We start from the raw sequence: 25,440 nt of genomic DNA on the forward strand, positions 1-25,440 counted from the left end.
TTCCGGCACATTCACCGCGCGAACAAAGGCACAGATATGTCCAGCAGCACTCCGTTGACCCGGCTTGCTGAACGCCTGAAAGGGCCGTTTTCAGGTGACGGGAAGGCCGCCCGGCTGCACCCCGCCGCCATGTGGTCCGAGGCCGTCAGCACCGCGGGCCTCGCCCTCGCACCCGCCTGGTCCACGGTCCGCGGGCTGTGGCTGAAGTACGTATGGCCGGTTCTTTCGGTGGTGAGCGTCCTCGGCTGGTCCGTCCTTGCCGCCTCTGTCCTGTTGTGGGGCGTGGGCCAGGCCTACGGCTGGCAGGAAGCGAAGGCCGCCGCAGTTGCGGCCTTCGTCCTGTTCGTCCTTGCCGTCGGATTCATCCTCGGCCGCTCCTCCTACGGCGTGGTGTTGGACCTCGCCAGGACCAGGGTGGCCGTGGGGGACAGCGCCGTCGGCAGCATCGCCGTCTCCAACACCTCCGCGCGTCCCCTCCTGCCGGCCGCGCTGGAACTGCCGGTGGGAGCCGCCACCGCCGTCTTCCACCTGCCACGGATGAAACCGCAGCAGGTCCACGAAGACCTCTTCACCATCCCTACCGCCCGCCGGGCCGTCATTGTGGTGGGCCCGGTGCGCTCGGTGCGGGCCGACCCCCTGCACCTGTTGCGGCGGCAGGTGCTCTGGACCGAGCCGGAAGACCTCTACGTGCACCCGCGGACCGTTGCCCTGGCGGGCTCCGCCGCCGGCTTCATCCGTGACCTTGAAGGCATGCCCACCACGGACCTGTCCAGTGCCGACGTATCGTTCCACGCCCTCCGCGACTACGTCCCGGGTGATGACCGGCGCCACATCCACTGGAAGACCACTGCGCGGACCAACAAACTCATGGTGCGCCAGTTTGAGGAGACACGCCGCGCCCACCTCGCCATCTCGCTGTCCATCAATACGGACGAGTACGACTCCGAGCAGGAATTCGAGATGGCCATTTCGGCCGCTGCGTCCATCGGCCGCCAGGCCATCCGCGAGCAGCGGGAACTGGATGTCCTCACCCAGAAGGGCCCGCTCCGGTGCGAGACCGGCCGGAACATGCTCGACGACATGACCCGGATCGTGGGATCCCCGATGCGGAAGACCGCCGTTGACCTCGCCCGGACACTGGCGGACACCGTTCCGAACGCCTCAGTGGTCTTCTTTGTCGTGGGCAGCCGGGTCACCCCCGCCCAGCTTCGTTCGGCAGCCGCCTCAGTGCCGCCGGGGGTCCGCAGCCTCGCTGTCCGCCTCCAGGCGGGCGCCGCGCCGGCACGCGCCAACATCGCGGACCTGACAGTCCTGACGTTGGGGGACCTGTCCGACCTTGCCATCATCCTCAGAAAGGCCGCTGCATGAGCTCCGCGCCTGCATTCCGCCAGCGCCGCCGGCCTGCGCCGTCCCCGTCGTCCGCCTTCAGGGACGGCCGGCCGGCCTGGCATTTCGCGCTCGACGCCGGCGCCCTGGTTGTCCTGCTGGGGCTCGGAGTCCTCGGGTTCAGCCTCAGCTTCGGCGGTGATCCCTATTACCTGATCGCCGGTTTCGGTGGCATCCTGCTCGGCCTCGGCATCGCCGCGGCAAACGCCCATTTCAGGCTCGGGGCGCTGATCACCGCCGCGGCAACGCTCGGCTCATACCTGGTCCTGGGAACCCTCTTTGCCGTACCGGACGCCGCCATCGCCGGGTTTGTCCCCACCTTCGAGTCGTTGCGGACCCTTCTGCTGGGCGTCGTTTTTGCCTGGAAGGACATGCTGACTGTCGGCGTCCCGGTTGGAACCGCCGGCGGCATGCTCATTGTCCCGTTCCTCAGTGCGCTCATCACGGCGCTGGCCGCAGGGCTGATGACGTGGCGGCTGAAGAGTCCCTACTGGCCGCTCCTGCCCGTCCTGGTGCTCTTCGTTACCGGCATCGCGTTCAGCACCAACGCGGGCTTCCTCAACGTGGAGCGGGGAATCTCCCTGACGGTGGTAGGCGTGGCATGGGCAACCTTCCGCCGGGACGCGCACCGCCGCAACGACACCCGCAAGGTGTCCGTCAACCGCCCGGAGGCGGATGCCGCAACTGCCCGCCGAGCCAAGGTCCGCCGGCTCGGATCCGCCGCCGGCGTCATCGCAGCCTGTGTTGCCATCACGGCCGTGGCGTCGCCCCTGGTCACCGCGAGCGACGACAGGACGGTCCTTCGCAATACAATCGTTCCGCCGTTCGACCCGAAGGACTACATCACTCCGTTGGCGAGCTTCCGTAACTTTGTCAAGGACAAGAAGGACGACAACCTGTTCGTGGTGAAGGGCCTGCCCCGGGACGGACGCGTACGCCTCGCCGCCCTGGACGCCTTTAATGGCACCAACTACAACATGGACCCGGACAGTTCCGGGAACTTCAGCAAGGTGGGGGATGCCAAGTCCCTGAATACGCTGGCTGACTCCGACGGCATCGTCCCCAGCAACGATTACACCCTGGACATCACCATCGAGGACTACCAGGGGTATTTCCTGCCCGGCGGACGCCGCACCACGGGCATCAGCTTCACCGGCGACTCCTCGGGAGCCGCCTCCGGGCTCTACTTCAACTCCGGAACGGACACCGCGGTGACCACCAGGGGCCTTGGGAAAGGCGATGCCTACAGCGTCCAGGTTTCCGATCCCGCCAAGCTTGAACATGGCCAGTTGACGCAGTACGACTTCGCCAAGGTGGCACTCCCGGATGCCTCGGAAGTGCCGCCCGTGGTCGGTTCCCAGGCCAACGACCTCTCCGCCGATGCACCCACCGCAATCGACCGCGTCCGGCAGATCGAAGCCCATTTCCAGAAGAAGGGCGCCTTCAGCAACGGCCTGATCGACGAAGGACAACTGCCCAGCGTCTCCGGGCACGGATCCGCACGAATCCGCAGCCTCCTGACCGCCAAGCAAATGCTGGGCGACGACGAACAGTATGCCGTGGCGATGTCCCTGATGCTGCGGCACCTCGGAATTCCGTCGCGGGTTGTGATGGGCTTCTATCCGGATCCGAAAAGCCCGGAGAACGGCGCCGGCGAAGTGAAGATCACCGGCAAGGACGTCCATGCCTGGGTTGAGGTGGCGTTCGACCGTGTTGGCTGGGTGTCCTTCGACCCCACGCCGCCCAAGGACAACGTCCCGATTCCGCCGGACCCCGAGAACAAATCCAAGCCGAAGCCCCAGGTCCTGCAGCCGCCGCCCCCGCCGCAGGAACCGGCTGACCTGCCCCCGGATTCTTCCCCCGACGCGCTGGACGCGGACGAGAAGAAGAACAACCCGTGGCTGTTCTGGGGACCCATCCTCACGGCAATCGGCATTGCGCTGATCCCCATCGGGATCCTGGCGCTGCCGCTGCTGCTCATCGCGTTGCTCAAGAGCCGGCGGCGCAAAGCCCGCTTCTCCGACGGCCACCCGGCCCAGCGCGTCGGCGGCGGCTGGAACGAAGTGGTCAGCCTTGCCACGGACATGGGCGCCGCAGTGGACACCCGGGCAACACGGCGGGAGTCCGCCGTCGTCCTTGGTGAGGCATTTCCCGGAACAGCCGGGACCACCACCCTGCTGGCGCACCGCGCCGACGCCTCGATTTTCGGTGCCGGCCAGCCAAGCGAAGCGGAGGTCCGGGAGTACTGGACCATCGTGGACGGCTCGCTGAAGGAAATGACGGCCACGGTGGGTTTCTGGAGGCGGCAGGCGGCCCGGTTCTCACCGCGATCGCTCCTGTCTGACGGCCGGACTGCCCTGCAGCTCAGGGGCCTGAGGCTGGTCCGGACAGCACCACCGGCCCCCGCAGGTAGGGTGGATAGCGGCCCGGCGCCGGCAAGTCCTGCCGCCTCCGGTCCGGACAACGAACAGACCGTGCTGAGGCGCAATCTGAGAGAGAACCGCAACGAACCATGACGCATGACGCCGAGCGCTGCCAGCGCTGCCAGCAGTTGATCCGTCCGGGAGCGACGTTTTGCCCGGCCTGCGGTGCTCCGCTGAGCAACCGGGCCGCCCGCAATGACCGGAACATCGATCACTCGCAGCGTGAACTCATGGCGCGGGCCGCCGCGCAGGGCAGCCCGATTCCCGGTAGTATCCCCGTAGCGCAGGCCCGGGCGGAAGCCGCCGGACCGGTGGCCACGGGCCAGGTCGCGCATGTACAAGGGGGAGGTGCCGGAATGGGTGGCAAGCTGGATGTGGTTCCCGCGGCGGCCGGACGGCGCCTCGGCGCCGCGGTGCTCGACTGGGTGGGGCCGGCAGCGTTGCTCGTGGTGATGCTGACCCTTGGATTCGCGAGTATCACGCGGACGCGGAGCGGCGGCTTCATCGTCTATGACACAGCCATGCTGGTGCTGCTCGGCAGCATCGCGGCCGGCATCACTGTGGTTTACATGCTGGTATTGCTCTCCGTTGAGGGCCGCTCCGGCAACAGCATCGGCAACCGGCTCATGGGAATCCGCAGCACGGACCAGGACGGCTACGCCCCCGGCGCGGGCGCGTTGTTCCTGCGCGGCCTCATCACGGGCGCGGGCCTGCTCCTGGCCGTGGTGGCTGCCGTATTGGTGGTGGTGTTCAAGTGGTTCGAAGCCGCACTGTGGATCCTTGGCCCCCTGGCACTGCTCGGTATCGCCTGGGCTTTCGTGGTGGTGGTGTCCAACACCTGGGACAAGAACGGCAAGCTCAGGGGCTGGCACGATGCCGCGGCCAAAACCCTCATGTTTGATGTCAACGCCGGCCGGAACCCGGTGACCACCGGAGGGATCCAGGGTCCGTACAGTTTCGCGCCGCTGGATCTTCCGCCCGTGCAGCAGGTTTCCTCACCCGTTGCGGGTGCGGCACCCAGGCCGGGCCAGGCAGTGCCCGGGCAAACCCCGGAACCGCAACGCGCCCCCAACCAGCCGGTCGCGATTCCGCAGCCGCCACTGAACCCGAACCAATGGCAGCCCCCCGCCATGCCGCAGCCCGCTCCCGCCCCGGTCCACGCGGCGGCACAGCCGCACCCGCATTCGCAGCCGCAGCCCGTGCCGGTCCAGACCAAGCCCCTGGCGGACCCCGAACCCCAGGTCCAGGTAACCCAGGTCCAGGAACCCCAGGTCAAGGCGTGGGTGCTCCACCCCGACGACGATCATGACCGGACCCGCATGCGTGGGCAAACCGTGCCCGCACCGGTGGCCGTGCTGCGGCTCAGGCTCGATGACGGCCGGGATTTCCAGCTGGACCAGTCGGTCCTAATCGGCCGGAACCCCAGCGGGCTCCCGGGGGAACAGGTTGCCCAGTTGCTGGCCGTGGCCGACCCCGGACGTTCCATCTCCAAGACCCACCTGCACCTGCGTGAGGACAACGGGGGAGTCTGGGTCACCGACCGCAATTCAACCAACGGCAGCGCCGTCACCACTCCGGACGGCATCCGAACTGCCTTGCAGGCCGGGGAACCCGCCTTTGTACGCCCAGGGTCCACCGTGCACTTCGGTGACCGCACCTTCCACCTAGGACAGGCATGAATCCCCAGCCGGCAGCAGCCACCTCCGCAACGGGCAGGGAGCCCGGACTCCAACTGAGCTGCGGCTACGGAACAGACCGTGGCCTCCGCCGGGAACTCAACGAGGATTCCTTCATCGCCTCCGACCCCGTATTCGCCGTGGCGGACGGCATGGGAGGCCACGAGGCAGGTGAGATCGCCAGCGGAATCTGCGTCCGGACGCTCGCCGGAATGCCGCAGCTGGCCACCGGCGAGCGGACCGCCACAGCCGCCGTCGTCCAGCAGTACCTGGTCAGCGCCGATGAGCGGATCCGCACCGCCACCGGGTCCCGGGCCGGCACCACCCTGTCCGGTGTGGTGCTGGTGGAACAGCAGGGTGTCCCGTACTGGCTGGTGGTGAACATCGGCGATTCCCGGACCTACCGGCTGAGCCAGGGTGAGTTCGCACAGGTCAGCGTTGACCATTCCGAGGTCCAGGAGCTTGTCGACGCCGGCGAAATCACCAGGGAACAGGCGGCCGTGCACCCCCGAAGGCATGTGGTCACCCGTGCCCTGGGCACCGGCGACGAAACCGAAGCCGACTACTGGCTGCTGCCCGTCGAGGAAGGCGACCGCATCATGGTCTGCTCGGACGGGCTGAACGCGGAGCTTACGGACGACCACATGTTCCGCATCCTGAGCACCGTGGGCCACCCGCAGGACGCTGTGGACGCCCTGATCCAGGCGGCGCTGCGCAGCGGCGGACGTGACAACGTCACCGTGATCGTCGTGGATGCCAAAAATGTGATGAACGACGCCGGGACGGACACCGCTCCCCGGCCCGCCGTGGGAGCTGAAGACGAGGACACCCTGCCCCGCACCCGCGTGACGGACAGGACTGACGTGCCGGACAGCACGGAAGTGGACACCGAGGAACTTCCCGAGGCTCCCGGTGCCGTGCAGCCCGCCGATGCGCCGGGTTCCGCGGAGCCGACGGCGGCGGACAACGCCGAACCCCTGCCTGACACCGCAGCCGACACCGAGGGCCGCCACGATGGGCTCAAGTAGCTACACCCCGGGGACCTGGCTGGGTGTTGTCCGTTCAGGCAGCGCAGTTCTGCTGCCGCCCGCGACGCCGCCCGCGCTCGTGGGCTCCCTGTGGGAGCTGCTGGCCCGCGAGACCGAGGTCCACGAGGTACTCCATGCGGTGACCAGCGCCTCCTCCGGCTCCCTGGCGCAGATCCCGTGGTTCGGCATTGTGGACTTCCGGGACTCACTGCGGGTGTTCCTCCGGGGCGACATCGAGCTGACAGCACATCTTGCCGCCGGTGCCGTGGAGCTGAATGGCCGCGACGTCACCACCTGGACCGAGCGCAGGCTCAGCGAACCCGAGTGGTACAGGATTGCGGTTCCCGGCGACGCGGCCGCCGCCGGCGAACTTCCGCTGGGCGAGGGCGTTGTGCTCCTGCAGAGCCTCACGGTGGGTTGCAGGGTCCCGCTCCCGGAGTCCCCGGTTGCGGACGTCCCTGTTATTGAAGTCCCTGTTGTTGAAGTCCCGGTCCTTCAGGTTCCGGTCCCGGAGGCCCCGGTTGCTGAGCCCGAACACGGGGTATCAGCCGAAACAGTGATGGGCATTCCCGAGGACGAACTCGAATACTCGGACGCCGAAATCACCGTCCTGCCGGAGTCGCCGGAGTCTCCGGGGACCGAAGCGCCTGAGGCAGTACCGGCGAACGAGCTGACGGGAAGCTACGACCACCTGTGGGACAAGACCGTGATGCGCCGGATCGAGGACGCCGCGGTCCGGGATGAGCCTGAAGACGTGGCTGCCGACGAGTCTGCTGCCGGGCGTGCCGCGGACCAGGGTAGTGCGGATGACGCTGCAGAAAAGACCGACGCTCCGGAGGCAGCAGCCGTACGCGAGCAACCGCCGGCCATGGAGGCCCCTGCACATGTCCCTGTGCAGCCCTCCGCTCCTGCCGTGCCCCTCATTCCTGCCCCGCTGCAGGGCGGGCTGATCGACTCCGTCCCCTGGAACACCGGCGGCGACAAGCCCGCCCGGCCGTCCGGGCCGCCGTCGTTCGTTCCGGCCCCTGCGTCCTCGGTATCAGGTGGCACACCGGACCGGTCCAGCCCGGCGGCGGTGCCGCCGGTGCCGGAAGGCGACCACGACGGCGAAACCATCATGAAGAGCGACCTCGCCGGGCTCGGAACCGCTCCGCACGAGCAGGCTGATGCGGGGGCAAACGGTCCCGCCACCGGTCCCATGGTCCTGGCGCGCGTCTGCCCCCAGGGCCACGCCAACCCGCCGACGCATTCGCAGTGCACCGGTTGCGGCGTGGCGCTGGCCGCCGACGCCGTGCAGGTCCGCCGGCCGCGGCTCGGACGCGTCCGGGTGTCCACCGGCGAACTGATCGACCTGGACCAGTCTCTGGTGATTGGCCGCCAGCCCTCGGTTTCCAGGGTGCAGGGCGGAGGCATGCCCCGGCTGGTGCAGGTGGCGAGCCCCGGCGGCGACATTTCCCGGTCGCACGTTGAGGTCCGCCTCGAAGGCTGGCATGTGATGCTGTGCGACCTTAAGGCCACCAACGGGACCGTCCTGGTGCGGGAAGGTCAACCGCCCAGGCGGCTCGCCCAGAACGAAATGGCCATCCTTCTTGACGGAGATATTGCAGAACTCGGCGACAACGTGTCGTTGCGGTTCGAGGAGATTGTATGAGTACCAAGCGGCCAGTAGCACCGCCGCCTGCCATTCCCGGATTCACGTATGTGAGCCTGCTCGGTTCGGGCGGGTTCTCCGACGTCTACCTCTATGAGCAGGACAGGCCGCGGCGCAAGGTGGCCGTGAAAGTGCTGCTCTCCGACCTGAAGACCGAGGGCGCGCGGCGCCGCTTCGAATCCGAAGCAAACCTGATGGCGCAGCTGTCCTCCCATCCGTACATCGTCACCATCTTCGAAGCCGAAGTGACCGACGACGGGCATTCCTACCTGGCCATGGAGTACTGCTCCCGGCCCAGCCTGGACGTCCGCTACCGCCGCCAGCGCTTCAGCGTGGACGAAGTCCTGGCCGTCGGGATCCAAGTGGCCTCCGCCGTCGAGACCGCCCACCGCGCCGGTATCGCCCACCGCGACATCAAGCCGGCCAACATCCTGGTGACTGACTACAACCGTCCGGCCCTGACTGACTTCGGCATTTCCGGCACGCTGGGCAGCGATACGGACGAGGACGCGGGAATGTCCATTCCCTGGTCCCCGCCCGAGCAGTTCCGGGACGGCCCGGTGGACGGTGTGAGGGTGGACGTGTGGGCACTCGGCGCCACGCTGTACACCCTCCTGGCCGGACGCTCCCCGTTCGTCCTGCCGGGTGCGGACAACTCCCAGCGTGAACTGATCTCCCGGATTACGAACTCACCCGTGCCCCGGCTGGGTCGGGCGGACGTGCCCGAATCGCTGGAACTGGCGCTGTCCACGGCGATGGCCAAGTCGGCTTCGTCGAGGTACTCCTCGGCCCATGCCTTCGCGCTGGCCCTGCAGCGGATCCAGGCGGAACTGAACCTGTCAGTGACGCCCTTCGAAGTGCTGGAGGACGCCCACGCAGAGGACAGCCACCCGGACGACGGTTTCGAGGAAACACGCGTCCGGAGCATCGCCTCCGTGGATCCCGACCAGACCGGGCATGCCCCGACGTTCCCGGCCAGGGTGCGTCCCGCGGCTCCGTCCGGGTTTACCCCCGCTATGCTTTCGGCTCCGCTTTCCGTTCCGGTCACTGGTCCCGTTCCGGGGCCTGCTGCCCGCCCGGACCACCACGACGACTGGTCGCAGGGCACCATGCTTCGGGGAAGCGTCGCCGCAGCGCCGCCGCATGGCGAGGCCGACGTGGCCGCCACAGTCCACCGGCCGGAGGCAGTGGAAGAGGCTGCTCCCGACGTCCCGGCTGACCACAGCAAGCGGAACCTTTGGCTGTCAGTAGCGGGCGGCGCGGTGCTGGTTGTCGCCGTCGTCCTCGGGGTGGTGCTGGGCGCGTCCCGGCCGGAGCCGGTAGTCGAACCCACCGGACAGGTTTCCACTCCGCCACCGGATGCCTTGGACAGCGGAACCGTTCCCGACGTTGAAGGTCTTGCCGGGGCGCGTGACGGCGGGGGTGGCAACATCATCGTCTTCAGGTGGACGAACCCGCAGGCAAAGGATGGTGACATCTACAAATGGCGAACCAAGACGGCAAAATCCGAGGGCACGTATGAAACCACACTGGCGACCAACGTCTGGGTTTCCGGTAATTCCCTGCCCGTCTGCGTGCAAGTCATCATTGTCCGTGCTGACGGCGCCGCCTCACCGGGAGGCCCTGACTCCATCGCTTGCCTGGAGAAGTAGTTGGTACATGAACAATCCCGCAACAGGCTGAGGAGGCACGGAAAATGGGGGATCTAGCAGTAGATTTCTGTGGCGAATGGTATGAGCCGACGGACGAGGACGTCTTCAACATCGGACGCGAGGGCGACCTCGAAGTCGACGACAACCCATACCTGCACCGGCGCTTCCTCCAGATCGCCCGCTACGACGGCATCTGGTGGCTCAGCAACGTGGGAAGCATGCTCTCGGCCACCGTGGCTGACGGCAGCGGCGGGATGCAGGCATGGCTGTCACCCGGCGCCCGGATTCCGCTTGTCTTCAGCCACACCAACGTGATCTTCACCGCGGGCCCCACCACGTATGAGTTCGCCGTCCATCTCAAGACACCCTCCTTCCGGCAGGAGGCCCCCGACGAAAAGAGCGGCGGAGACACCACCATCGGACCCGTGGTGTTCACCGACTCCCAAAAGGCGCTCATCGTCGCCCTCGCCGAACCCATGCTGCGGCGCGACGGCACCGGCTTCAGCGCCATCCCGTCGTCGGCCGCTGCCGCCAAGACCCTTGGCTGGGCGCTGACCCGGTTCAACAGAAAGCTGGACAATGTGTGCGACAAACTTGACCGCGTCGGCGTCGCCGGGCTCCGCGGCGGCGGCGGAAAGCTGGCCACCAACCGTCGTGCCCGGCTTGTGGAGCACGCCGTGACCTCGCACCTGGTGACAGCGGATGACCTGCACCTGATCGAGAAAATGAGGGGGGTCGACGAAGGGTGAAAATCCGACTGACACTGCGCCGCGACCCGGCCGACGCGAAGGACCTCGCCGTCACCGTCGACGGCCTGGCAACGGTGGCGGACATCGCCACCCAGCTGTGGGCTGCGGACCCTGAACGGCGCGGCACGCAGCCGCCGGAGAACCTGTCGCTGAGCATCGACGAGGCGTTCGTGGCCGGCGGCATGCGGGGCAACATCCTCAACCGTGCGGACAACCTGCTGGAATCGGGGCTCAGGCCGGGGTCCATCGTCTCGCTGGCACAGGTCAGCGAACAGTTCGCGGCACCGGGCGCCAACCGCGGGCCCGCTGCGGCGACCCTCCGAGTGTTGTCCGGTCCCGACGTCGGGCAGGAATTTTCCCTGCCCTTCGGCACCAGCTACATCGGCCGGGACCGGGACGTGGACGTCCGGCTTTCGGACCCGATGACCTCCAAGCGGCACGCCCGCATCACGGTGGGGGAGACCGTGGAGATCGTGGACACGAACTCCGCCAACGGGCTGATCATGGACGGACTGCCGGTCACCCGCGCCACGCTCAATTCCTCGGATTCGGTCACGCTCGGAGACACGACCGTCTCCGTGGTGAGCCTCGGGCACCACGGGGGTGCGCCGACGTCGCCGCTGGTGGACTTCAACCGCTCGCCGCGCGTGGTGCCGCGTTTCGCTCCGCCCAAGCGTGTACTGCCGGCCGGTCCAAAACGCCAGGAACACCAGCCGTTCCCCTACATCATGCTGATCGCACCGCTGATGATGGGCGCCATTCTGTTTGCCGTCACAGGCAACGTTCTCTCGGTCCTGTTCATGATGATGATGCCGCTGTTCATCATCGGCCATTACGTGGACCACAAAATGCAGAGCAAGCGCGAACGCAAAGAGCAGCTCAAGCAGTTCCGCGAAGCCATGGCCGCCTTCCGCAAGGACATCACCGAGCTGCAGAACATCGAACGATCCGTTCGCCTCCAGGAAGCTCCGTCGGTCAGTGACACTGTGGACTCGATCTACAAGCTGGGCCCGCTGCTTTGGACGCACCGGCCCGAGCACAAGGGGTTCCTGGGCCTGCGCTTCGGCCTGGGGACGTCGCCGTCCCGCATCCCGTTCGAAGAGCCGGGCAACAACGAAACCGAAGCCGAATACATGCAGGAAATCCAGGCCTGCCTCAAACAGTTCCAGGACATCGAAGGCGTGCCCATCGTCTCCCAGCTCCGCTCCGCCGGAGCCTTCGGGCTGGCCGGCGCCCGCGGCCTCGTAGACGACGTGGCCCGCGGCATGGTGCTGCAGACCGTCGGACTGCACTCCCCGGCCGAAGTGGTGGTCACGGCAATCACATCAGCCACATCGAGGGAACGCTGGAACTGGCTTCAATGGCTGCCGCACGTCGGTTCAGGGCACAGCCCGCTCAGCGGCGACCACCTGGCGGCGGGACCTGCCGGCGGATCCTCGCTGCTGGCCCGGCTGGAGGACCTGATCGACCAGCGCGAAGCCGGCGCACAGTCGCCGCGTCCCGTCCCGAGGCCCGGCATTGACGCCGAGAACGGCGAGATCCCCGGACCCGTCCTTCCGTCCGTGCTGGTCATCGTCGAAGACGACGCCCCGGTGGACCGCGGCCGCCTGACAAGGCTCGTTGAACGCGGCCCTGATTCGGGCGTGCACGTCATGTGGGTTGCCACGAGCGTCCAGTCGCTTCCGGCCGCGTGCCGCGACTTCATGGTGGTGGACGGCGATCACGGAACCACCACCGGCCAGGTCCGGCTTGGCCGCCACACGTACCCGGTCAGCTGCGAAAGCCTCGACGCCGAACTCGCCACCCAGCTTGCCCGGATGCTCTCTCCGGTCATCGACGTCGGAAAGCCCGTGGACGACGAATCCGACCTGCCCCGCGCAGTGTCCTACGTGAGCCTTATCGGCAAGGACTTCATGGACAACCCGCAGGCCGTGGCGGACCGCTGGAAGGAAAACAACTCGGTCCACGCCACCGCCGTCGCCAACCGCAAGGACAACGGCACCCTCCGTGCCCTGGTGGGCTCCAAGGGCATCGAACCGCTGTACCTGGACCTGAAAAACGAAGGTCCCCATGCCCTGGTGGGCGGCACCACCGGTGCCGGCAAGTCCGAGTTCCTGCAGTCGTGGGTCATGGGCATGGCCGCTGCCTACAGTCCGGACCGGGTCAGCTTCCTGTTCGTGGACTACAAGGGCGGTGCCGCCTTCGCCGACTGCGTCAACCTGCCCCACACCGTGGGCCTCGTGACCGACCTTTCCCAGCACCTCGTGCGCCGCGCCCTGACATCCCTCCGTGCTGAACTGCACTACCGGGAGCACCTGCTCAACCGGAAAAAGGCCAAGGACCTCCTGGGCCTCCAGCGCGAGGCGGATCCCGAGGCGCCGCCGTACCTCATCATCATCGTGGATGAGTTCGCGGCACTCGCCACGGAAGTCCCCGAATTTGTCGACGGCGTGGTGGATGTTGCCGCCCGGGGCCGGTCCCTGGGCCTCCACCTGATCCTGGCCACCCAGCGGCCCGCCGGCGTCATCAAGGAAAGCCTGCGCGCCAACACCAACCTCAGGGTGGCGCTCCGCATGGCCGATGAGGACGACGCCACCGACATTCTGGGCGTTCCCACTGCCGCGTATTTCGACCCCTCGATCCCCGGCCGCGGCGCTGCGAAGACCGGCCCGGGCCGGATCCAGGGCTTCCAGACCGGCTACGCAGGCGGCTGGACGACGGACAAGCCGCAGACCCCGCAAATCGACATCGTGGAGATGGCCTTCGGCTCGGGACCCGGCTGGGCGGCGCCGGCGCCTGAAAAGCCGGTGCGCGAGGAGCCTGCAGGGCCCAATGACATAGCCCGGATGACGGCCAACATCATCAAGGCAGCGGAGGCGCTTACCATCGCGCCGCCCCGGAAGCCGTGGCTCAACGAGCTGGCCAAAACCTACGATTTCTCCAAGCTCCCCAACCCGCGGACGGACGAACGGCTCCTCCTGGGCGTGGCCGACGATCCTGCCCGCCAGGACCAGCCCACCGTTTTCTATGAGCCGGACAAAGACGGCAACATGGCCATCTACGGAACGGGCGGTTCGGGTAAGTCGGCCGCGCTCCGTGGCATCGCCATCGCCGCGGCGGTCACCCCGCGCGGAGGCCCGGTCCACGTTTACGGCATCGACTGCGGCTCCTCGGGGCTGAAGATGCTTGACGGGCTCCCGCACGTCGGCGAGATCATCAACGGCGACGACGTCGAACGCGTCGGCCGTTTGCTGCGCTGGCTGCGGGACGTAGCCGACGACCGGGCCGCCCGGTACGCCGAAGTCCGGGCCTCCACGATCGTGGAATACCGCAAGCTGGCCAACGATCCGGACGAGAAACGGATCTTCATCCTGGTGGACGGCATGTCCAGCTTCCGCGAAGCGTACGAATACAGCCGCCTGTCCGCGCTCTGGGACATCTTCCTGCAGCTGGCAACGGACGGCCGGCCGCTGGGCATCCACCTGGTGGTCGCCGGCGACCGGCCCAACTCGGTCCCGGCCTCGCTGCTGGCTTCCATCCAGCGGCGACTGGTGCTGCGGCTCTCCTCCGAGGACGACTACATTTCGCTTGACGTGCCCAAGGACGTCCTGAGCCAGGCCTCGCCTCCGGGCCGCGGCCTGCTGGGTGCACACGAGGTCCAGCTGGCCGTGCTCGGCGGCAACTCCAACCTGGCCCTCCAGGCCCGCGAGGTGCACAAGCTCAGCGAGGCCATGCTGCGCCAGGGAGTGCAGAAGGCGCCGCAGATCGAACGGCTGCCCGAGCAGGTGGACCTGGACATCCTTCCCGCCGGGAGCCCGGACCTGCCGGTCATCGGCGTGGACGACGAGACGCTCCAGCCGGCTGAAATCATGGCCAAGGGACCGCTGCTCGTCGCGGGTCCCCCCGGAGCCGGCCGCACCGTGGCCCTGGTCACCATGGCCTATGCCCTGCGCCGGTCCAACCCCGGCACCGAGCTGGTCTACATCGGCTCCCGCCGGTCAGCCGTCGCATCGCTGAAGGTCTGGAACCGGTCTCTCGTCGGGGCCGACGACGTCGAAGAGGCAATCGACGCGCTGGTGGACTACTCCTCCGAGAACCCCGGCAGGCTGGCCATCTTCATCGAGGGCCTGACCGAATTCACGGACACCGGCGCAGAGTCCGGCATCGAGCAACTGGTCACCACGTCCATCAAGGCCGACCAATGGGTGGTGGGAGAGTCTGAGACCTCCACCTGGTCCTCCGCATGGTCGCTGTCCCAGCCGTTCAAGTCGGGCAGGCGCGGACTGTTGATCAACCCGGGCGACATCGACGGCGACACCCTGCTCAGCACATCTTTGGGCAAGATCAGCGCCGATTTCATCCCGGGCCGCGGCTACATCGTGGGCCGGGGCAAGGTCCGCAAGCTGCAGATTGCCTTGCCGCCGGAAAACCGCAGCCAGGCCGATCCCGACCTCAGCAGGGTGGGAGCGGCGAGGTGAACCTTCCATGGGGAGCGGTGCCCATCGACAGTGGTTTGGGCCGCGGGATAGTTTCTAGGTAATGGATCTTCCGGATGAGCCGGGGGCCGCTGGGGAGCCGATCGGATCGGGTCCGTTGACTGAAGGAGATAACTAATGGCTATTTGGGGTGCAGACATTGCCCAGCTCAAGGCGCTGGGAAGCAAGCTTCAGGCTGGTTCGTCCGAGATTGAGAAGGCGAAGTCGCAGCTGACGAAGGCTCTGGACAGCACTGACTGGAAGGGCCCGGACGCGGAGAAGTTCCGCAGCGAATGGTCCGGTTCGCATGTCACGAGCCTGACCAAGGTGGCGCAGGCGCTGGAGCAGGCCGGCAAGCAGGCAACCAAGAACGCTGCCCAGCAGGAAGAGGCTTCCCGCTAGGAACGCCGCACCGCTGAAGTGCTGGATCAAAGGTCCCGGATGCATCATTGCATCCGGGACCTTTGTTTGCTGCGCACGGGACTGCTGACCATGCCGGGAGCCGGAGCGCTGGCCAGACAATGTCGGAGATCTAAGGCAGGATAGGTCTGTGAGCACAGGGAACACGGCAGCAGACACTGAAACGCAACGCACATCCGGGGCAAACTCAAGTCAGGAAGGCGCCACCCGGGAAACGGTGCCTTCGGGGGCAGTGCGTGAGGAATACGAAAACCTGGTCGAAGAGGTCCGAAAGCACCGCTTCGCCTACTACCAGGAAGACACGCCCCTCATCTCGGATGCTGAGTTCGACGAACTGTTCCGGCGCCTCGAAACGCTCGAGGCCATGCACCCGGAGCTGGTGGCCAATGATTCACCCACGCAGGAAGTGGGCGGCGAGGTGTCCGCCGCCTTTTCCGCCGTCGAACACCTGCAGCGGATGTACAGCCTGGAGGACGTCTTTTCCCTCGAAGAACTTGAGGCGTGGATCGCCAAGGCGGAAGCCTCCGTGGCCAAACTGGGGAACGGAACCCCGGCCTGGCTCACAGAACTCAAGATCGACGGACTGGCGGTGAACCTGCTCTACCGCGACGGCAAACTGGTCCGCGCCGCCACGCGGGGTGACGGCTACACCGGTGAGGACATCACCCACAACGTCCTGACCATCAAGGAGATTCCACAGCAGCTGACGGGCGGGAACTATCCGGCCGAGATGGAAGTCCGCGGCGAGGTGTTTATTCCGTCAAAGGCCTTCGCCGAGTTCAACGAGGCCCTGATCGAAGCCGGCAAGGCCCCGCTGGCGAACCCCCGCAATGCCGCCGCCGGCTCGCTGCGGCAAAAGGATCCCGCGGAAACCGCCAAGCGCCCGTTGCGCATGTACGTGCACGGCATCGGCGCCCGCGAAGGCCTGGCAACCGTCAGCCAGTCCGACACCTACCGCCAGCTCGCCGAGTGGGGCCTGCCCACCAGTCCGTACTTCGAGGTCCTGGGCAGCCTCCAGGAAGTGCTCGACTTCATTAAGCGCTATGGCGACAAGCGGCACAGCCTGACGCATGAGATCGACGGCATCGTGGTCAAGGTGGATGACTTCGCCACCCAGCGTGCACTCGGGTACACCTCGCGGGTGCCGCGCTGGGCTGTCGCCTACAAGTACCCGCCGGAGGAAGTCCACACCAAGCTGCTGGACATCGCCGTGAACGTGGGCCGCACAGGCCGCGTCACCCCCTTCGGCATCATGGAACCCGTGAAAGTTGCCGGGTCCACGGTCGGAATGGCCACCCTGCACAACCAGGATGTCGTCAAGGCCAAGGGCGTGAAGATCGGCGACATTGTGGTGCTCCGTAAGGCCGGGGACGTCATCCCGGAGATCGTGGGGCCGGTGCTCGCGCTGCGGGACCAGCAGGACCCGCCCGTGCGCGATTTTGTGATGCCCACGGACTGCCCGTCCTGCGGGACGCCGCTTGCCCCCGGGAAGGAAGGGGACGTGGACATCCGCTGCCCCAACTCACGGTCCTGCCCGGCCCAGCTGCGTGAACGCGTCTTCCACGTGGCCAGCCGCGGCGCCTTCGACATCGAAGCGCTCGGCTGGGAAGCCGCCATCGCACTGACGCAGCCGGCCGAGCCGGAGACCCCGCCCCTGACCAGCGAAGCCACGCTCTTCCGGCTCGGGCGCGAAGACCTTGCCGACGTCCGGATCCGCCGTGAGAAACGCTCCAAGGGGGTGGCAACGGGCGAATTCGAACTCGTGCCGTATTTCTACACCAAGGGCACAGCCAAGACGCCGTCCAAGCCGACGGCCACCACGGAAAAGCTCTTCGCCGAACTGGAAAAAGCCAAGACCCAACCGCTGTGGCGGGTCCTCGTGGCGCTCTCCATCCGGCACGTCGGGCCGCGGGCGTCGCGGGCTCTGGCCACCGCCTTCGGCTCAATGGACGCCATCAGGCAGGCGTCGGAGGAGGACCTCGCCCACGTCGACGGCGTGGGCCCGGTGATCGCGGCCGCCCTGAAGGAATGGTTTGCCGAGGACTGGCACCGCGAGATCGTGGACACCTGGGCACAGGACGGCGTGCGGATGGAGGACGAGCAGGACGAGTCCACGCCGCGGACCCTCGAGGGGCTGACCATTGTGGTCACCGGCAGCCTCGAAGGCTTCAGCCGGGACGAAGCCAAGGAAGCGATCCTGATCCGGGGCGGCAAGGCCGCAGGATCCGTCTCTAAAAACACAAGCTACGTGGTGGCAGGCGAGAACGCCGGAACAAAGCTGGACAAGGCCGAGCAGCTCGGCGTGCCGGTGCTGGACGAGGACGGTTTCCGCGAGCTCCTGGCCAACGGCCCCGCCGTCGCCCCGGATGACGCCAGCGACGCTGATGACCCGGAGGACCGCCAGGAAGGGCAGGCGGAATGAGCGCCTCGCCCGCGGACCTGCTGGAAGTGGCCAAGGCGGCAGCTGCCGCCGGCGCCGCAGTGCTCGCCGCCCGCAACGCCGACGCACTGGACGTCAGCAACAAAGGGGACTCGGGGGACTGGGTGACGGCCTTCGACGTCGCCGCCGAGAACGCAGTCCGTGAGGTCATCGGCCTTGCCCGGCCACAGGACACCGTCACCGGCGAGGAAAACGGCACCCTCAGCCGGGACAACCCCAGCGGCTACCGCTGGTCCATCGACCCGCTGGACGGCACCACCAACTTCATCCGGAACATCGTGTACTACGGCACGTCGGTGGCGGTGGCAGATTCCGACGGCGCCTGGCTGGCCGGCGTCGTCGATGCTCCGGCCCTGGGCCGCGTCTACTACGCATCGCGCGGCGGTGGCGCGTGGCTGGAAGAGCAGGGGCGCCGGACCCAGCTCACCGGACCCGTTCCGGGCCGGGCCGGGCAGATCCTGGCCACCGGCTTCAGCTATGACCCCGGCGTCCGGGCCGAGCAGGCAGCGGCGCTCGGTGGCTTCATGGAGGGTTTTGCCGATGTCCGCCGGCTGGGATCTGCCGCCCTGGACCTCTGCCTCGTGGCGGACGGGACCCATGACGCCTTCGGGGAACGCGGACTCAACGAGCACGATTTCTCGGCCGGCGCCCTCATCGCCGAGGAAGCCGGCTGCTGGGTGCGCCGACCCCGCCTCACCAGCCCCCTCGACGGAGGACCTTCGGACGAGGAACGCCTCGCCGCGTGGACATGTGCCGGGACCCTTGAGCTGTCCGGCAAGTTTCCGCTCTAAGACAGGGCTCAGGCGTGCGCGCCGGCCAGCCCGGCGGCACCAGCCAGGCCGGCGGCGCCGGAGTACCGGTTGAGCGGCCGTTCCAGGCCGTAGTGCCCCCGCAGTGTGTCGGCCGTGTACTCCGTCCGGAACAAGCCGCGCTGACGGAGGACCGGCACCACATGGTCCACGAAGGCTTCCAGCCCTGACGGGAGCACGGCGGGCATGATGTTGAAACCGTCGGCCGCGCCGTTCTCAAACCAGAGCTGGATGGCATCTGCCACCTGCTCCGGAGTCCCCGAGAAGGTGCGGTGCCCGCGGCCGCCACCCAGGCGCCCGATCAACTGCCGCACCGTGAGCTTTTCGCGGCGGCCGAGCTCGACGATCAGGGTGTAGCGGCTCTTGGCACCTTGGATGGAATCCTCGTCGGGAAGGTCTGCGGGGAGTTGCCGGTCCAGCGGGAGCTCGTCCGGGCCGACACCCAGGGTTTTGGCCAGTTCGATCCGGGCATATTCCGGCCGGATCAGCTCGTCGAGTTCGCGTTCCAGTTTCTTGGCCGCAGCCTCCGTGCCGGCCAGCACGGGCACGATTCCGGGGAGGATCTTAATGCCCTCCGGGTCCCGGCCGGCCGCGGCGGTGCGGGCCTTGAGGTCGGTGTAGAACTCCTGGGCGTCCTGGAGGGTCTGCTGCGCGGTGAACACGGCCTCTGCATAGAGTGCTGCGAGGCCCTTCCCGTTTTCGGAGGAACCGGCCTGCACAATCAGCGGGTAGCCCTGCGGGGACCGCGGAACGTTGAGCGGCCCGCGCACCCGGAAATGCTTGCCCACGTGGTCGATCGGCCTGACCTTGTCCGGATCGGCCCACACGCCCGCCTCCTTGTCGGCCACCACGGCGTCGTCATCCCAGCTGTCCCACAGCTTGCCGGCTACGTCCAGGAACTCCGCCGCCCGTTCATAACGTGTGGCGTGCGCCGGCTGGTCGTCGATGCCGAAGTTTCGTGCTGCGTCGGGCCCTGCCGTAGTGACCACATTCCATCCGGCACGGCCGCCGCTGACGAAGTCGACGGAGGCGAAGCGCCTTGCGAGGTTGAACGGATCGTTATAGGTGGTGGACGCCGTGGCAATGAGGCCGATCTTCTCGGTCGCTGCGGCGATGGCGGTCAACAGCACCGTGGGCTCAAGCTTCCCGGCCGGCCGGCGGCCCACATTCCCGAAGATCACGGGCGAGTCTGCGAAGAAGATGGAATCGAAAGTGCCGCGCTCGGCAATCCGGGCGAGGTTGCGGTAGTGGTTGATGTCCAGGCTGGCCAGCGGATTGCTTGCGGGCAGCCGCCAGGAGGCCTCATGATGGCCGGTGCTCATGAGGAAGGCGTTGAGGTGCAGCGTGCGCTGAGGGGATGCCATGGGAGGGGTCCTGTCTGTCGGGGCGGTGTCGGTGGCCGGCGGCGGTGGTGCAAATCAACCACAGCCCGGCGGCGGTCGGCCAGCGCCGCCGACCACTGGAGCAACGCCCGGAAATACAGGGAAATACCCGGAAATACAGGGCCATGCGGGGCAACGCAGCGCAACGCCGCGAAACGGAGGGCAACCCAGGGCGATGCCGAGCCGCGAACGCGTAGTGATAGTTCAGTCACGGAAACGGACGTTTCGCGGGGACAGGCGTGTGCCCGCAACTACCATGGATAAGTGCATTCGCAGATCCTCATTCGCCCGGCCGTCCCGGCAGATTTCGACGCCGTGGCCCGCATTACGCGGGACGCCTACCTTGCCGCCGGCTACTTCGCGAGTGCGGACCACCCCTACATGCGTCAGATCCAGGACGTGGCCACACGGGCACGTCAGGCCACCATCTGGGTTGCCGAGCGTGCCGGTCGTATCGTTGGTTCGGTGACCCTCGCCGTCGCCGGTGAACCGTTTGCGGATATCGCGCTGCCCGACGAACTCGAATTCCGCATGCTCGTGGTTGACCCGGCCGTCCAGCGCAGCGGTGCCGGCAAGGCCATGGTCGAGGCGATCATCGAGCACGCGAAGTCGCTGGATGGAGTCAAGGCCGTGGCCCTGACCACCGGCCGCACCTGGGAAAGCGCCCACGGGCTGTACCGGAAAACAGGCTTCCAGCGCGTTCCCGGGCGGGACTGGTTCGTGCCGGACACCGACATAAAGCTGCTGGTTTACCGGCTCGACGTGTAGCCGCCCTAAAGTGGTGCCGACTCAAGGCACCATCGAAAGGCACACCCATGCGCAAGACATTCGGCTCCGGCTCCTCGTGGGAGCAGACCCTCGGCTATTCCCGTGCGGTGCAGGTGGACAACACCCTGTACATCTCCGCCACCGCGGCGAGCGGTGAGAACGGAATCGTGGGCGAGGATTTCTACAGCCAAACAAAGTTCATCCTCGAAAAGCTGGGCGCCGTCCTGGCCGAGGCCGGGTTCGCCTACGAGGACGTAGTGCAGTCGAAGCTGTACCTGACGGACATCAGCAAGTGGGAAGACGCCGGCCGGGCGCACGGTGAGGTGTTCGGCGAGATCCGCCCCACGCTGTCCCTGGTCCACGTGCTGCCGTTCCTCGACCCCAAGATGCTCGTGGAGATCGAACTGGTAGCCCAGAAGAGCGCCAGCTAGCTAGCCGGCAGGCCGTAGCGGTGTTCCGGGCGTCCGGTGGTGCCGTAGCGGAGCTGGATGTCGACGGCGCCGTCGTCCGCCAGCGAGGACAGGTACCGCTGGGCGGTGGCCCGTGATACCCCTACGCGTCCGGCCACTTCTGCTGCCGAGTACTGCTCTCCGGGTTCCAAGGACTCAAGAACGGCGGCCTCGGTCGCGGAGCGGGGCTTGGCTGACGCCGTGACGTCGCCCGGGATCAGCGAACGTTTGGCGCGCTCCACCGTGTCCTGGTCCAGCGCACCCGGCTGGGCCAGGATCCGGCGGTAGCGGGCGTAGGAGCGGAGCTGCTGCGACAGGGACTCGGCCGTGAACGGCTTCAACAGGTAGCCCAGGGCGCCGCGCCGGAACGCCACGCGCAGGGAGGCCGCGTCCGAGGCCGCACTCAGGATCATGGTGTCCACGTCCAGCTGGCCGAGCAGGTCAAGGCCCGACGCATCCGGCAGGTAAACATCCAGCAGCACCAGGTCCGGGCGCAGGCTGTGGATGGCCTGCAACGCCAGCGATGCCGAGCCCGCCGGCGGCAGCGCCATAAAACCCGCCACCGAATCCACATAGGCGGCGTGCAGCTTGGCGACGTGGAAGTCGTCATCCACAATCAGCACCCTGAGATCCTCAGCCATCGTTATCCTTTCCGATTACGTCGTTGTTTCCGGCAGTGCTCCCGGCAGTGGTTCCCGGCAGCGTCGCCATGAACACCGCGCCGGGCCCGCCGGGGGAGCCGGGCTCCAGGATCCGGACGTCGCCGCCGCGGCGCCGCGCCAGCTGCCTGGCGAGGGCCAGCCCCAAACCCTGTCCGCCGCCGGCACGCGCCGGCCGTGCCGCCGTCGTGAATCCCTCCGCGAAGACGGCTTCCGCTGCGTCCGCCACGGATCCGTCCGCACCTGTTTCGCCCGCCCCGTCCGCACCGGCGTCGGCAGGCGGGCCGGAAGCCAGACCGTCGCCTGAGTCCGCGACGACGATGTGCAGCGTGCCGCCGTCGGGCCCCGGCTCGTCCAGCAGCTCCACTTCCACCCAGCGGTCCGGCGCGGAGCCGGCGACGGCGGCGTTCACGGCGTTGTCGATCAGGTTCCCCAGCACCGTGGTGACATCCTGCGGCTCGGTGACCTGGCCGCGGACCAGGGTTTCCGGGCCGATCCGCAGCGTCACGCCGCGTTCGTCCGCTTCCACGCCCTTGGCGCCGACGAAGGCCTGCAGGTACGGGTCCTGGAGCAGCTCGGCCTGGTCCACCGGGAACTTCAGCGGACCGGTGGCGGCCAGCCGCGCCAGGTAATCGCGGGCCTGCTGGTGCTGCCCGATGCTCATGAAGCCGGCAATGGTGTGCAGCTGGTTGGCGAACTCGTGGCGCTGGGCGCGCAAGGCGGTGGACATGGTGCCCACGGCATCCAGCTGTCGGGTGAGGTGCTGCAGTTCGGTGCGGTCGCGGAGCATCACCACCCAGCCCAGGTCTTCCTGCCGGTGCAGCGCCTTGCGGGCACTGGCCACCAGCACGCGGGCACCCGCAATGATTTCGACGGCGTCCCCTTCAGACGCATCCGGCCGGGTCAGGGCCTTCAGCTGCTCCGGGACCGGGGCCCACTCCCACGGTGAACCGGCGAGATCCGGCCGGCCAAGCAGCCGCTGGGCGGCGGCATTGAAGACGCTGATCCTGCCGTCCGCCGCGACGCCGATCACGCCGTCGTCAACCCCCTGCAGGACGGCCACCTGGTCATGGACCAGCGTGCTGATCTCCTCCGGTTCCAGGCCCAGCGTCAGCCGCTGCAGGCGGCGGCGCAGCAGGAACGAGGCCAGGATCCCGGCCAGCAGCGAACCCGCCGCGGTCAGCGCGATCGGCGTGATGTCCCGGGCAAGGCTCTGGACAATGCTCTCGGTGGAATACCCCACGCTGACCTCGCCCACCACGGCCTCCGAACCGGGAGCGAAAACCGGCACCTTGGCACCGGCGGAGGGACCCAGCGTGCCGGTGTTCCGGGTGGTGACCTCCTTGCCGGCGAGGGCCTCGGAGGGATCCGTGCTGACTTTTTCGCCCAGCCGCTCGGCGTCGGGGTGGGCCAGCCGCAGGCCGGTTTCGTCCGTGATCACCACGAACAATGCTCCGGTGCGGGTCCGTGCACCTTCGGCCACGGCCATCAGCGGGCCGGCCAGCAGCACCGGAGCCGGGGGAGTGCCCGCCTCGCGGCTGATGGCCTGGACCTCCCGGCGGACCGCAGGGTCCGAGGCCACCGTCCGGGCCAGGGTGAGCGCCTGGTTCTCAGCTTCCCGGCCCAGCCGCTCGTAGGTCAGCCAGGCGTGCACGGCACCGCTGAGCAGCACCACGAGCACCACCACCCCGAGCTGGAGCAGCAGGGTCTGGGTGGAAAACCGCAGCGGCTGCCTGGGTGCCGGACGCTTCATTGCCCTCCTGACGGGGTGGCGGCTGCTGTGACGGTGTGCTGACGGGGTTGTTGAGCTAAATGAGCAAAATGCTCCCAATAAGCAGTATGCCAATCAATTGAGCCAAAGGCACGGCCGTGACGCGGGCCACTCTAACGTCTGTAGTGCGCATCACACCGGAGTGGTGCCACTGACTGACAAAGGAGCCGGCCGTGCTGGTATTACTTGGATTCGCCATGATCGCGGTATTCATGGTGCTGATCATGACGAAGAAGTTGACGCCAGTGCTGGCGCTGATCATCGTCCCCACCGTTTTCGGGCTGTTCGCCGGGGCAGGACTCGGCATTGGCGACATGGTGCTGGACTCCATGAAGTCCATGACCTCCACCGCAGCCCTGCTGATGTTCGCCATCATCTACTTCGGCCTGATGATCGACGTCGGACTGTTCGACCCGCTGGTGCGCTTCATCCTCCGCAAGCTGGGCAACGACCCCGCCAAGGTGGTGCTCGGCACCGCCCTGCTGGCTGCCGCCGTCTCCCTCGACGGCGACGGTTCCACCACGTTCATCCTCACCACCGCGGCCATGCTGCCCATCTACCTCCGGCTGAAGATGAGCCCCGTAGTCCTCACCTGCGTGGCCGGCCTGGCCAACGGCACCATGAACATCGTCCCGTGGGGCGGCCCCACGGCCCGTGCCGCCAGCGCCCTGAAGATCGACGTCAACGACGTCTTCGTCCCCATGATCCCCTCCCTGATCGCGGGCCTCGCCGTCGTCCTGGCCTTTGCCTGGGTGCTCGGCCTGCAGGAACGCAACCGCCTCCGCGCCACCCAGCCCGAAATCTGGGGCGTGCCCGATACCGCTGAAGCGTTCGACGGCGGCAGCGCCGCCGGCGGTTCGGGCTCCGGCCGCCGCGGTTCCGGCAGCTCAGCCGTTCCCGCAACGGGCGGCCCCGCAGGCATCTCACCTGAAGGCTCCTCCGTGGCCGTCCTGGAACGAACCGAACTGCTGGTGGACGACAGTGACACCGCCATGGCCGACACCGCACTGGACCCCAACCGTAAGACCCTGCGCCCCAAGCTGCAGTGGTTCAACCTGGGGCTGACCATCGCCGTCATGGGCATGCTCATCGCGGACCTCGTCCCCCTGCCGTACGTCTTCATGGTGGGCTCGGCCATCGCCCTGCTGGTCAACTTCCCCCACGTCAAGGACCAGGGCGCTCAGCTCGTGGCCCACGCTCCGTCAATCGTGGCCGTGGTCAGCATGGTCATGGCCGCTGCAGTGCTGACCGGCGTCCTCACCGGCACCGGCATGGTTGAAGCGATGTCCGCGTGGCTTGTGCAGATCATCCCCGCGGACATGGGGCCGCTGATGGCTGTCATCACCGGTGTCCTCAGCATCCCCATGACGTTCTTCATGAGCAACGATGCCTTCTACTTCGGCGTCCTCCCGGTCCTCAGCGAGACCGCTGCGCACTACGGCATCAGCGCGGCCGAGATGGCCCGCGCCTCCATCACCGGCCAGCCGTTCCACATGCAGAGCCCGCTGGTTCCTGCCATCCTGCTCCTGGTGTCCCTGGCCAAAGTGGACCTGGGCGACCACCACAAGAAGGTGCTGTGGCGCAGTGCCGTCGTCTCCCTCGTCATGCTGGGTGTCGGAATGCTGACGGGAGCCATCGGTATCGGTTAGGGTAAAGCTGCCTGCGGCTGGCTGCTTGCAGCCCGGCTGCGGGTCGGTGCTGC

The 25,440-nt window shown here is 67.5% G+C and carries 17 protein-coding genes; 14 read left to right on the top strand and 3 right to left on the bottom strand.

Annotation, left to right across the window (positions count from 1 at the left end; translation table 11 throughout):
- Positions 1-36 precede the first annotated feature (36 nt).
- From Q8Z05_RS14285 to Q8Z05_RS14335, 11 genes are all read left to right on the top strand, one after another.
- Entirely contained in the window at positions 37-1,368 is a 1,332-nt protein-coding gene (locus Q8Z05_RS14285; RefSeq protein WP_305940275.1) for a DUF58 domain-containing protein, read from the top strand.
- Positions 1,365-3,902 carry a transglutaminase family protein gene (locus Q8Z05_RS14290; protein ID WP_305940276.1) on the top strand — a complete coding sequence of 846 codons (2,538 nt, stop codon included), beginning with the start codon at positions 1,365-1,367 and terminating at the stop codon, positions 3,900-3,902. Before Q8Z05_RS14285 ends, Q8Z05_RS14290 begins: the two co-directional genes overlap by 4 nt.
- Entirely contained in the window at positions 3,899-5,488 is a 1,590-nt protein-coding gene (locus Q8Z05_RS14295; protein WP_305940277.1) for an RDD family protein, read from the top strand. The genes Q8Z05_RS14290 and Q8Z05_RS14295 overlap by 4 nt, the downstream gene beginning before the upstream one ends.
- Positions 5,485-6,513 (top strand): PP2C family protein-serine/threonine phosphatase, encoded by a 1,029-nt coding sequence (locus Q8Z05_RS14300; RefSeq protein ID WP_305940278.1) that lies wholly within the window; start codon positions 5,485-5,487, stop codon positions 6,511-6,513. The genes Q8Z05_RS14295 and Q8Z05_RS14300 overlap by 4 nt, the downstream gene beginning before the upstream one ends.
- On the top strand, positions 6,500-8,164 hold the full coding sequence (locus Q8Z05_RS14305) for an FHA domain-containing protein (protein WP_305940279.1): 1,665 nt from the start codon (positions 6,500-6,502) through the stop codon (positions 8,162-8,164). Before Q8Z05_RS14300 ends, Q8Z05_RS14305 begins: the two co-directional genes overlap by 14 nt.
- Positions 8,161-9,816: a serine/threonine-protein kinase gene (locus tag Q8Z05_RS14310; RefSeq protein WP_305940280.1), complete on the top strand. Its 1,656-nt coding sequence runs from the start codon at positions 8,161-8,163 to the stop codon at positions 9,814-9,816. The genes Q8Z05_RS14305 and Q8Z05_RS14310 overlap by 4 nt, the downstream gene beginning before the upstream one ends.
- A 44-nt stretch (positions 9,817-9,860) precedes the next feature.
- Positions 9,861-10,565, top strand: a complete 705-nt coding sequence (locus tag Q8Z05_RS14315) for a hypothetical protein (protein WP_305940281.1) — start codon at positions 9,861-9,863, stop codon at positions 10,563-10,565.
- Positions 10,562-15,043, top strand: a complete 4,482-nt coding sequence (locus Q8Z05_RS14320) for an FtsK/SpoIIIE domain-containing protein (protein ID WP_305940282.1) — start codon at positions 10,562-10,564, stop codon at positions 15,041-15,043. The genes Q8Z05_RS14315 and Q8Z05_RS14320 overlap by 4 nt, the downstream gene beginning before the upstream one ends.
- 135 nt (positions 15,044-15,178) lie before the next feature.
- Complete coding sequence (locus Q8Z05_RS14325; RefSeq protein WP_305940283.1) at positions 15,179-15,442, top strand: hypothetical protein; 264 nt, start codon at positions 15,179-15,181, stop codon at positions 15,440-15,442.
- Between the two features lie 148 nt (positions 15,443-15,590).
- Positions 15,591-17,882 carry an NAD-dependent DNA ligase LigA gene (gene ligA, locus Q8Z05_RS14330; RefSeq protein WP_305940284.1) on the top strand — a complete coding sequence of 764 codons (2,292 nt, stop codon included), beginning with the start codon at positions 15,591-15,593 and terminating at the stop codon, positions 17,880-17,882.
- Positions 17,879-18,691 (top strand): inositol monophosphatase family protein, encoded by an 813-nt coding sequence (locus Q8Z05_RS14335; protein ID WP_305940285.1) that lies wholly within the window; start codon positions 17,879-17,881, stop codon positions 18,689-18,691. The genes ligA and Q8Z05_RS14335 overlap by 4 nt, the downstream gene beginning before the upstream one ends.
- A gap of 8 nt (positions 18,692-18,699) precedes the next feature.
- Here the strand turns inward: Q8Z05_RS14335 and Q8Z05_RS14340 are convergent, their stop codons facing one another.
- The gene (locus tag Q8Z05_RS14340) at positions 18,700-20,073 is read right to left on the bottom strand and encodes an LLM class flavin-dependent oxidoreductase (RefSeq protein ID WP_305940286.1); all 1,374 of its coding nucleotides are present in this window, start codon (positions 20,071-20,073) and stop codon (positions 18,700-18,702) included.
- A 282-nt stretch (positions 20,074-20,355) separates the two neighbouring features.
- Here Q8Z05_RS14340 and Q8Z05_RS14345 point away from each other — a divergent pair, with 282 nt between their 5' ends.
- Together Q8Z05_RS14345 and Q8Z05_RS14350 are read left to right on the top strand one after the other, a co-directional pair.
- On the top strand, positions 20,356-20,859 hold the full coding sequence (locus Q8Z05_RS14345; protein WP_305940287.1) for a GNAT family N-acetyltransferase: 504 nt from the start codon (positions 20,356-20,358) through the stop codon (positions 20,857-20,859).
- 47 nt (positions 20,860-20,906) lie between these two features.
- Positions 20,907-21,290: a RidA family protein gene (locus Q8Z05_RS14350; protein WP_305940288.1), complete on the top strand. Its 384-nt coding sequence runs from the start codon at positions 20,907-20,909 to the stop codon at positions 21,288-21,290.
- On the opposite strand, the gene Q8Z05_RS14355 is transcribed toward Q8Z05_RS14350, so the two are convergent.
- Both Q8Z05_RS14355 and Q8Z05_RS14360 read right to left on the bottom strand, forming a co-directional pair.
- Positions 21,287-21,949, bottom strand: coding sequence for a response regulator (locus Q8Z05_RS14355; protein ID WP_305940289.1), 663 nt, complete (start codon positions 21,947-21,949; stop codon positions 21,287-21,289). The genes Q8Z05_RS14350 and Q8Z05_RS14355 overlap by 4 nt on opposite strands.
- On the bottom strand, positions 21,942-23,720 hold the full coding sequence (locus Q8Z05_RS14360) for a sensor histidine kinase (protein WP_305940290.1): 1,779 nt from the start codon (positions 23,718-23,720) through the stop codon (positions 21,942-21,944). Before Q8Z05_RS14360 ends, Q8Z05_RS14355 begins: the two co-directional genes overlap by 8 nt.
- A gap of 191 nt (positions 23,721-23,911) precedes the next feature.
- Here Q8Z05_RS14360 and Q8Z05_RS14365 point away from each other — a divergent pair, with 191 nt between their 5' ends.
- A complete protein-coding gene (locus Q8Z05_RS14365) occupies positions 23,912-25,387 on the top strand; it encodes a CitMHS family transporter (protein WP_305940291.1) in 1,476 nt (491 codons plus the stop codon).
- Positions 25,388-25,440: the final 53 nt, after the last annotated feature.

This window comes from Arthrobacter oryzae, from assembly GCF_030718995.1.
GTDB classification, from domain to species: Bacteria; Actinomycetota; Actinomycetes; order Actinomycetales; family Micrococcaceae; genus Arthrobacter; species Arthrobacter oryzae_C.

Excerpts from the sequence above, each read along its gene's own strand:
- Q8Z05_RS14285 (WP_305940275.1), top strand. The coding sequence starts at position 37 with ATGTCCAGCAGCACTCCGTTGACCCGGCTTGCTGAACGCCTGAAAGGG.
- Q8Z05_RS14295 (WP_305940277.1), top strand. The coding sequence starts at position 3,899 with ATGACGCATGACGCCGAGCGCTGCCAGCGCTGCCAGCAGTTGATCCGT.
- Q8Z05_RS14355 (WP_305940289.1), bottom strand. The coding sequence starts at position 21,949 with ATGGCTGAGGATCTCAGGGTGCTGATTGTGGATGACGACTTCCACGTC.
- Q8Z05_RS14335 (WP_305940285.1), top strand. The coding sequence starts at position 17,879 with ATGAGCGCCTCGCCCGCGGACCTGCTGGAAGTGGCCAAGGCGGCAGCT.
- Q8Z05_RS14300 (WP_305940278.1), top strand. The coding sequence starts at position 5,485 with ATGAATCCCCAGCCGGCAGCAGCCACCTCCGCAACGGGCAGGGAGCCC.
- Q8Z05_RS14315 (WP_305940281.1), top strand. The coding sequence starts at position 9,861 with ATGGGGGATCTAGCAGTAGATTTCTGTGGCGAATGGTATGAGCCGACG.
- Q8Z05_RS14360 (WP_305940290.1), bottom strand. The coding sequence starts at position 23,720 with ATGAAGCGTCCGGCACCCAGGCAGCCGCTGCGGTTTTCCACCCAGACC.
- Q8Z05_RS14325 (WP_305940283.1), top strand. The coding sequence starts at position 15,179 with ATGGCTATTTGGGGTGCAGACATTGCCCAGCTCAAGGCGCTGGGAAGC.
- Q8Z05_RS14310 (WP_305940280.1), top strand. The coding sequence starts at position 8,161 with ATGAGTACCAAGCGGCCAGTAGCACCGCCGCCTGCCATTCCCGGATTC.
- Q8Z05_RS14290 (WP_305940276.1), top strand. The coding sequence starts at position 1,365 with ATGAGCTCCGCGCCTGCATTCCGCCAGCGCCGCCGGCCTGCGCCGTCC.
- Q8Z05_RS14350 (WP_305940288.1), top strand. The coding sequence starts at position 20,907 with ATGCGCAAGACATTCGGCTCCGGCTCCTCGTGGGAGCAGACCCTCGGC.
- Q8Z05_RS14340 (WP_305940286.1), bottom strand. The coding sequence starts at position 20,073 with ATGGCATCCCCTCAGCGCACGCTGCACCTCAACGCCTTCCTCATGAGC.
- Q8Z05_RS14305 (WP_305940279.1), top strand. The coding sequence starts at position 6,500 with ATGGGCTCAAGTAGCTACACCCCGGGGACCTGGCTGGGTGTTGTCCGT.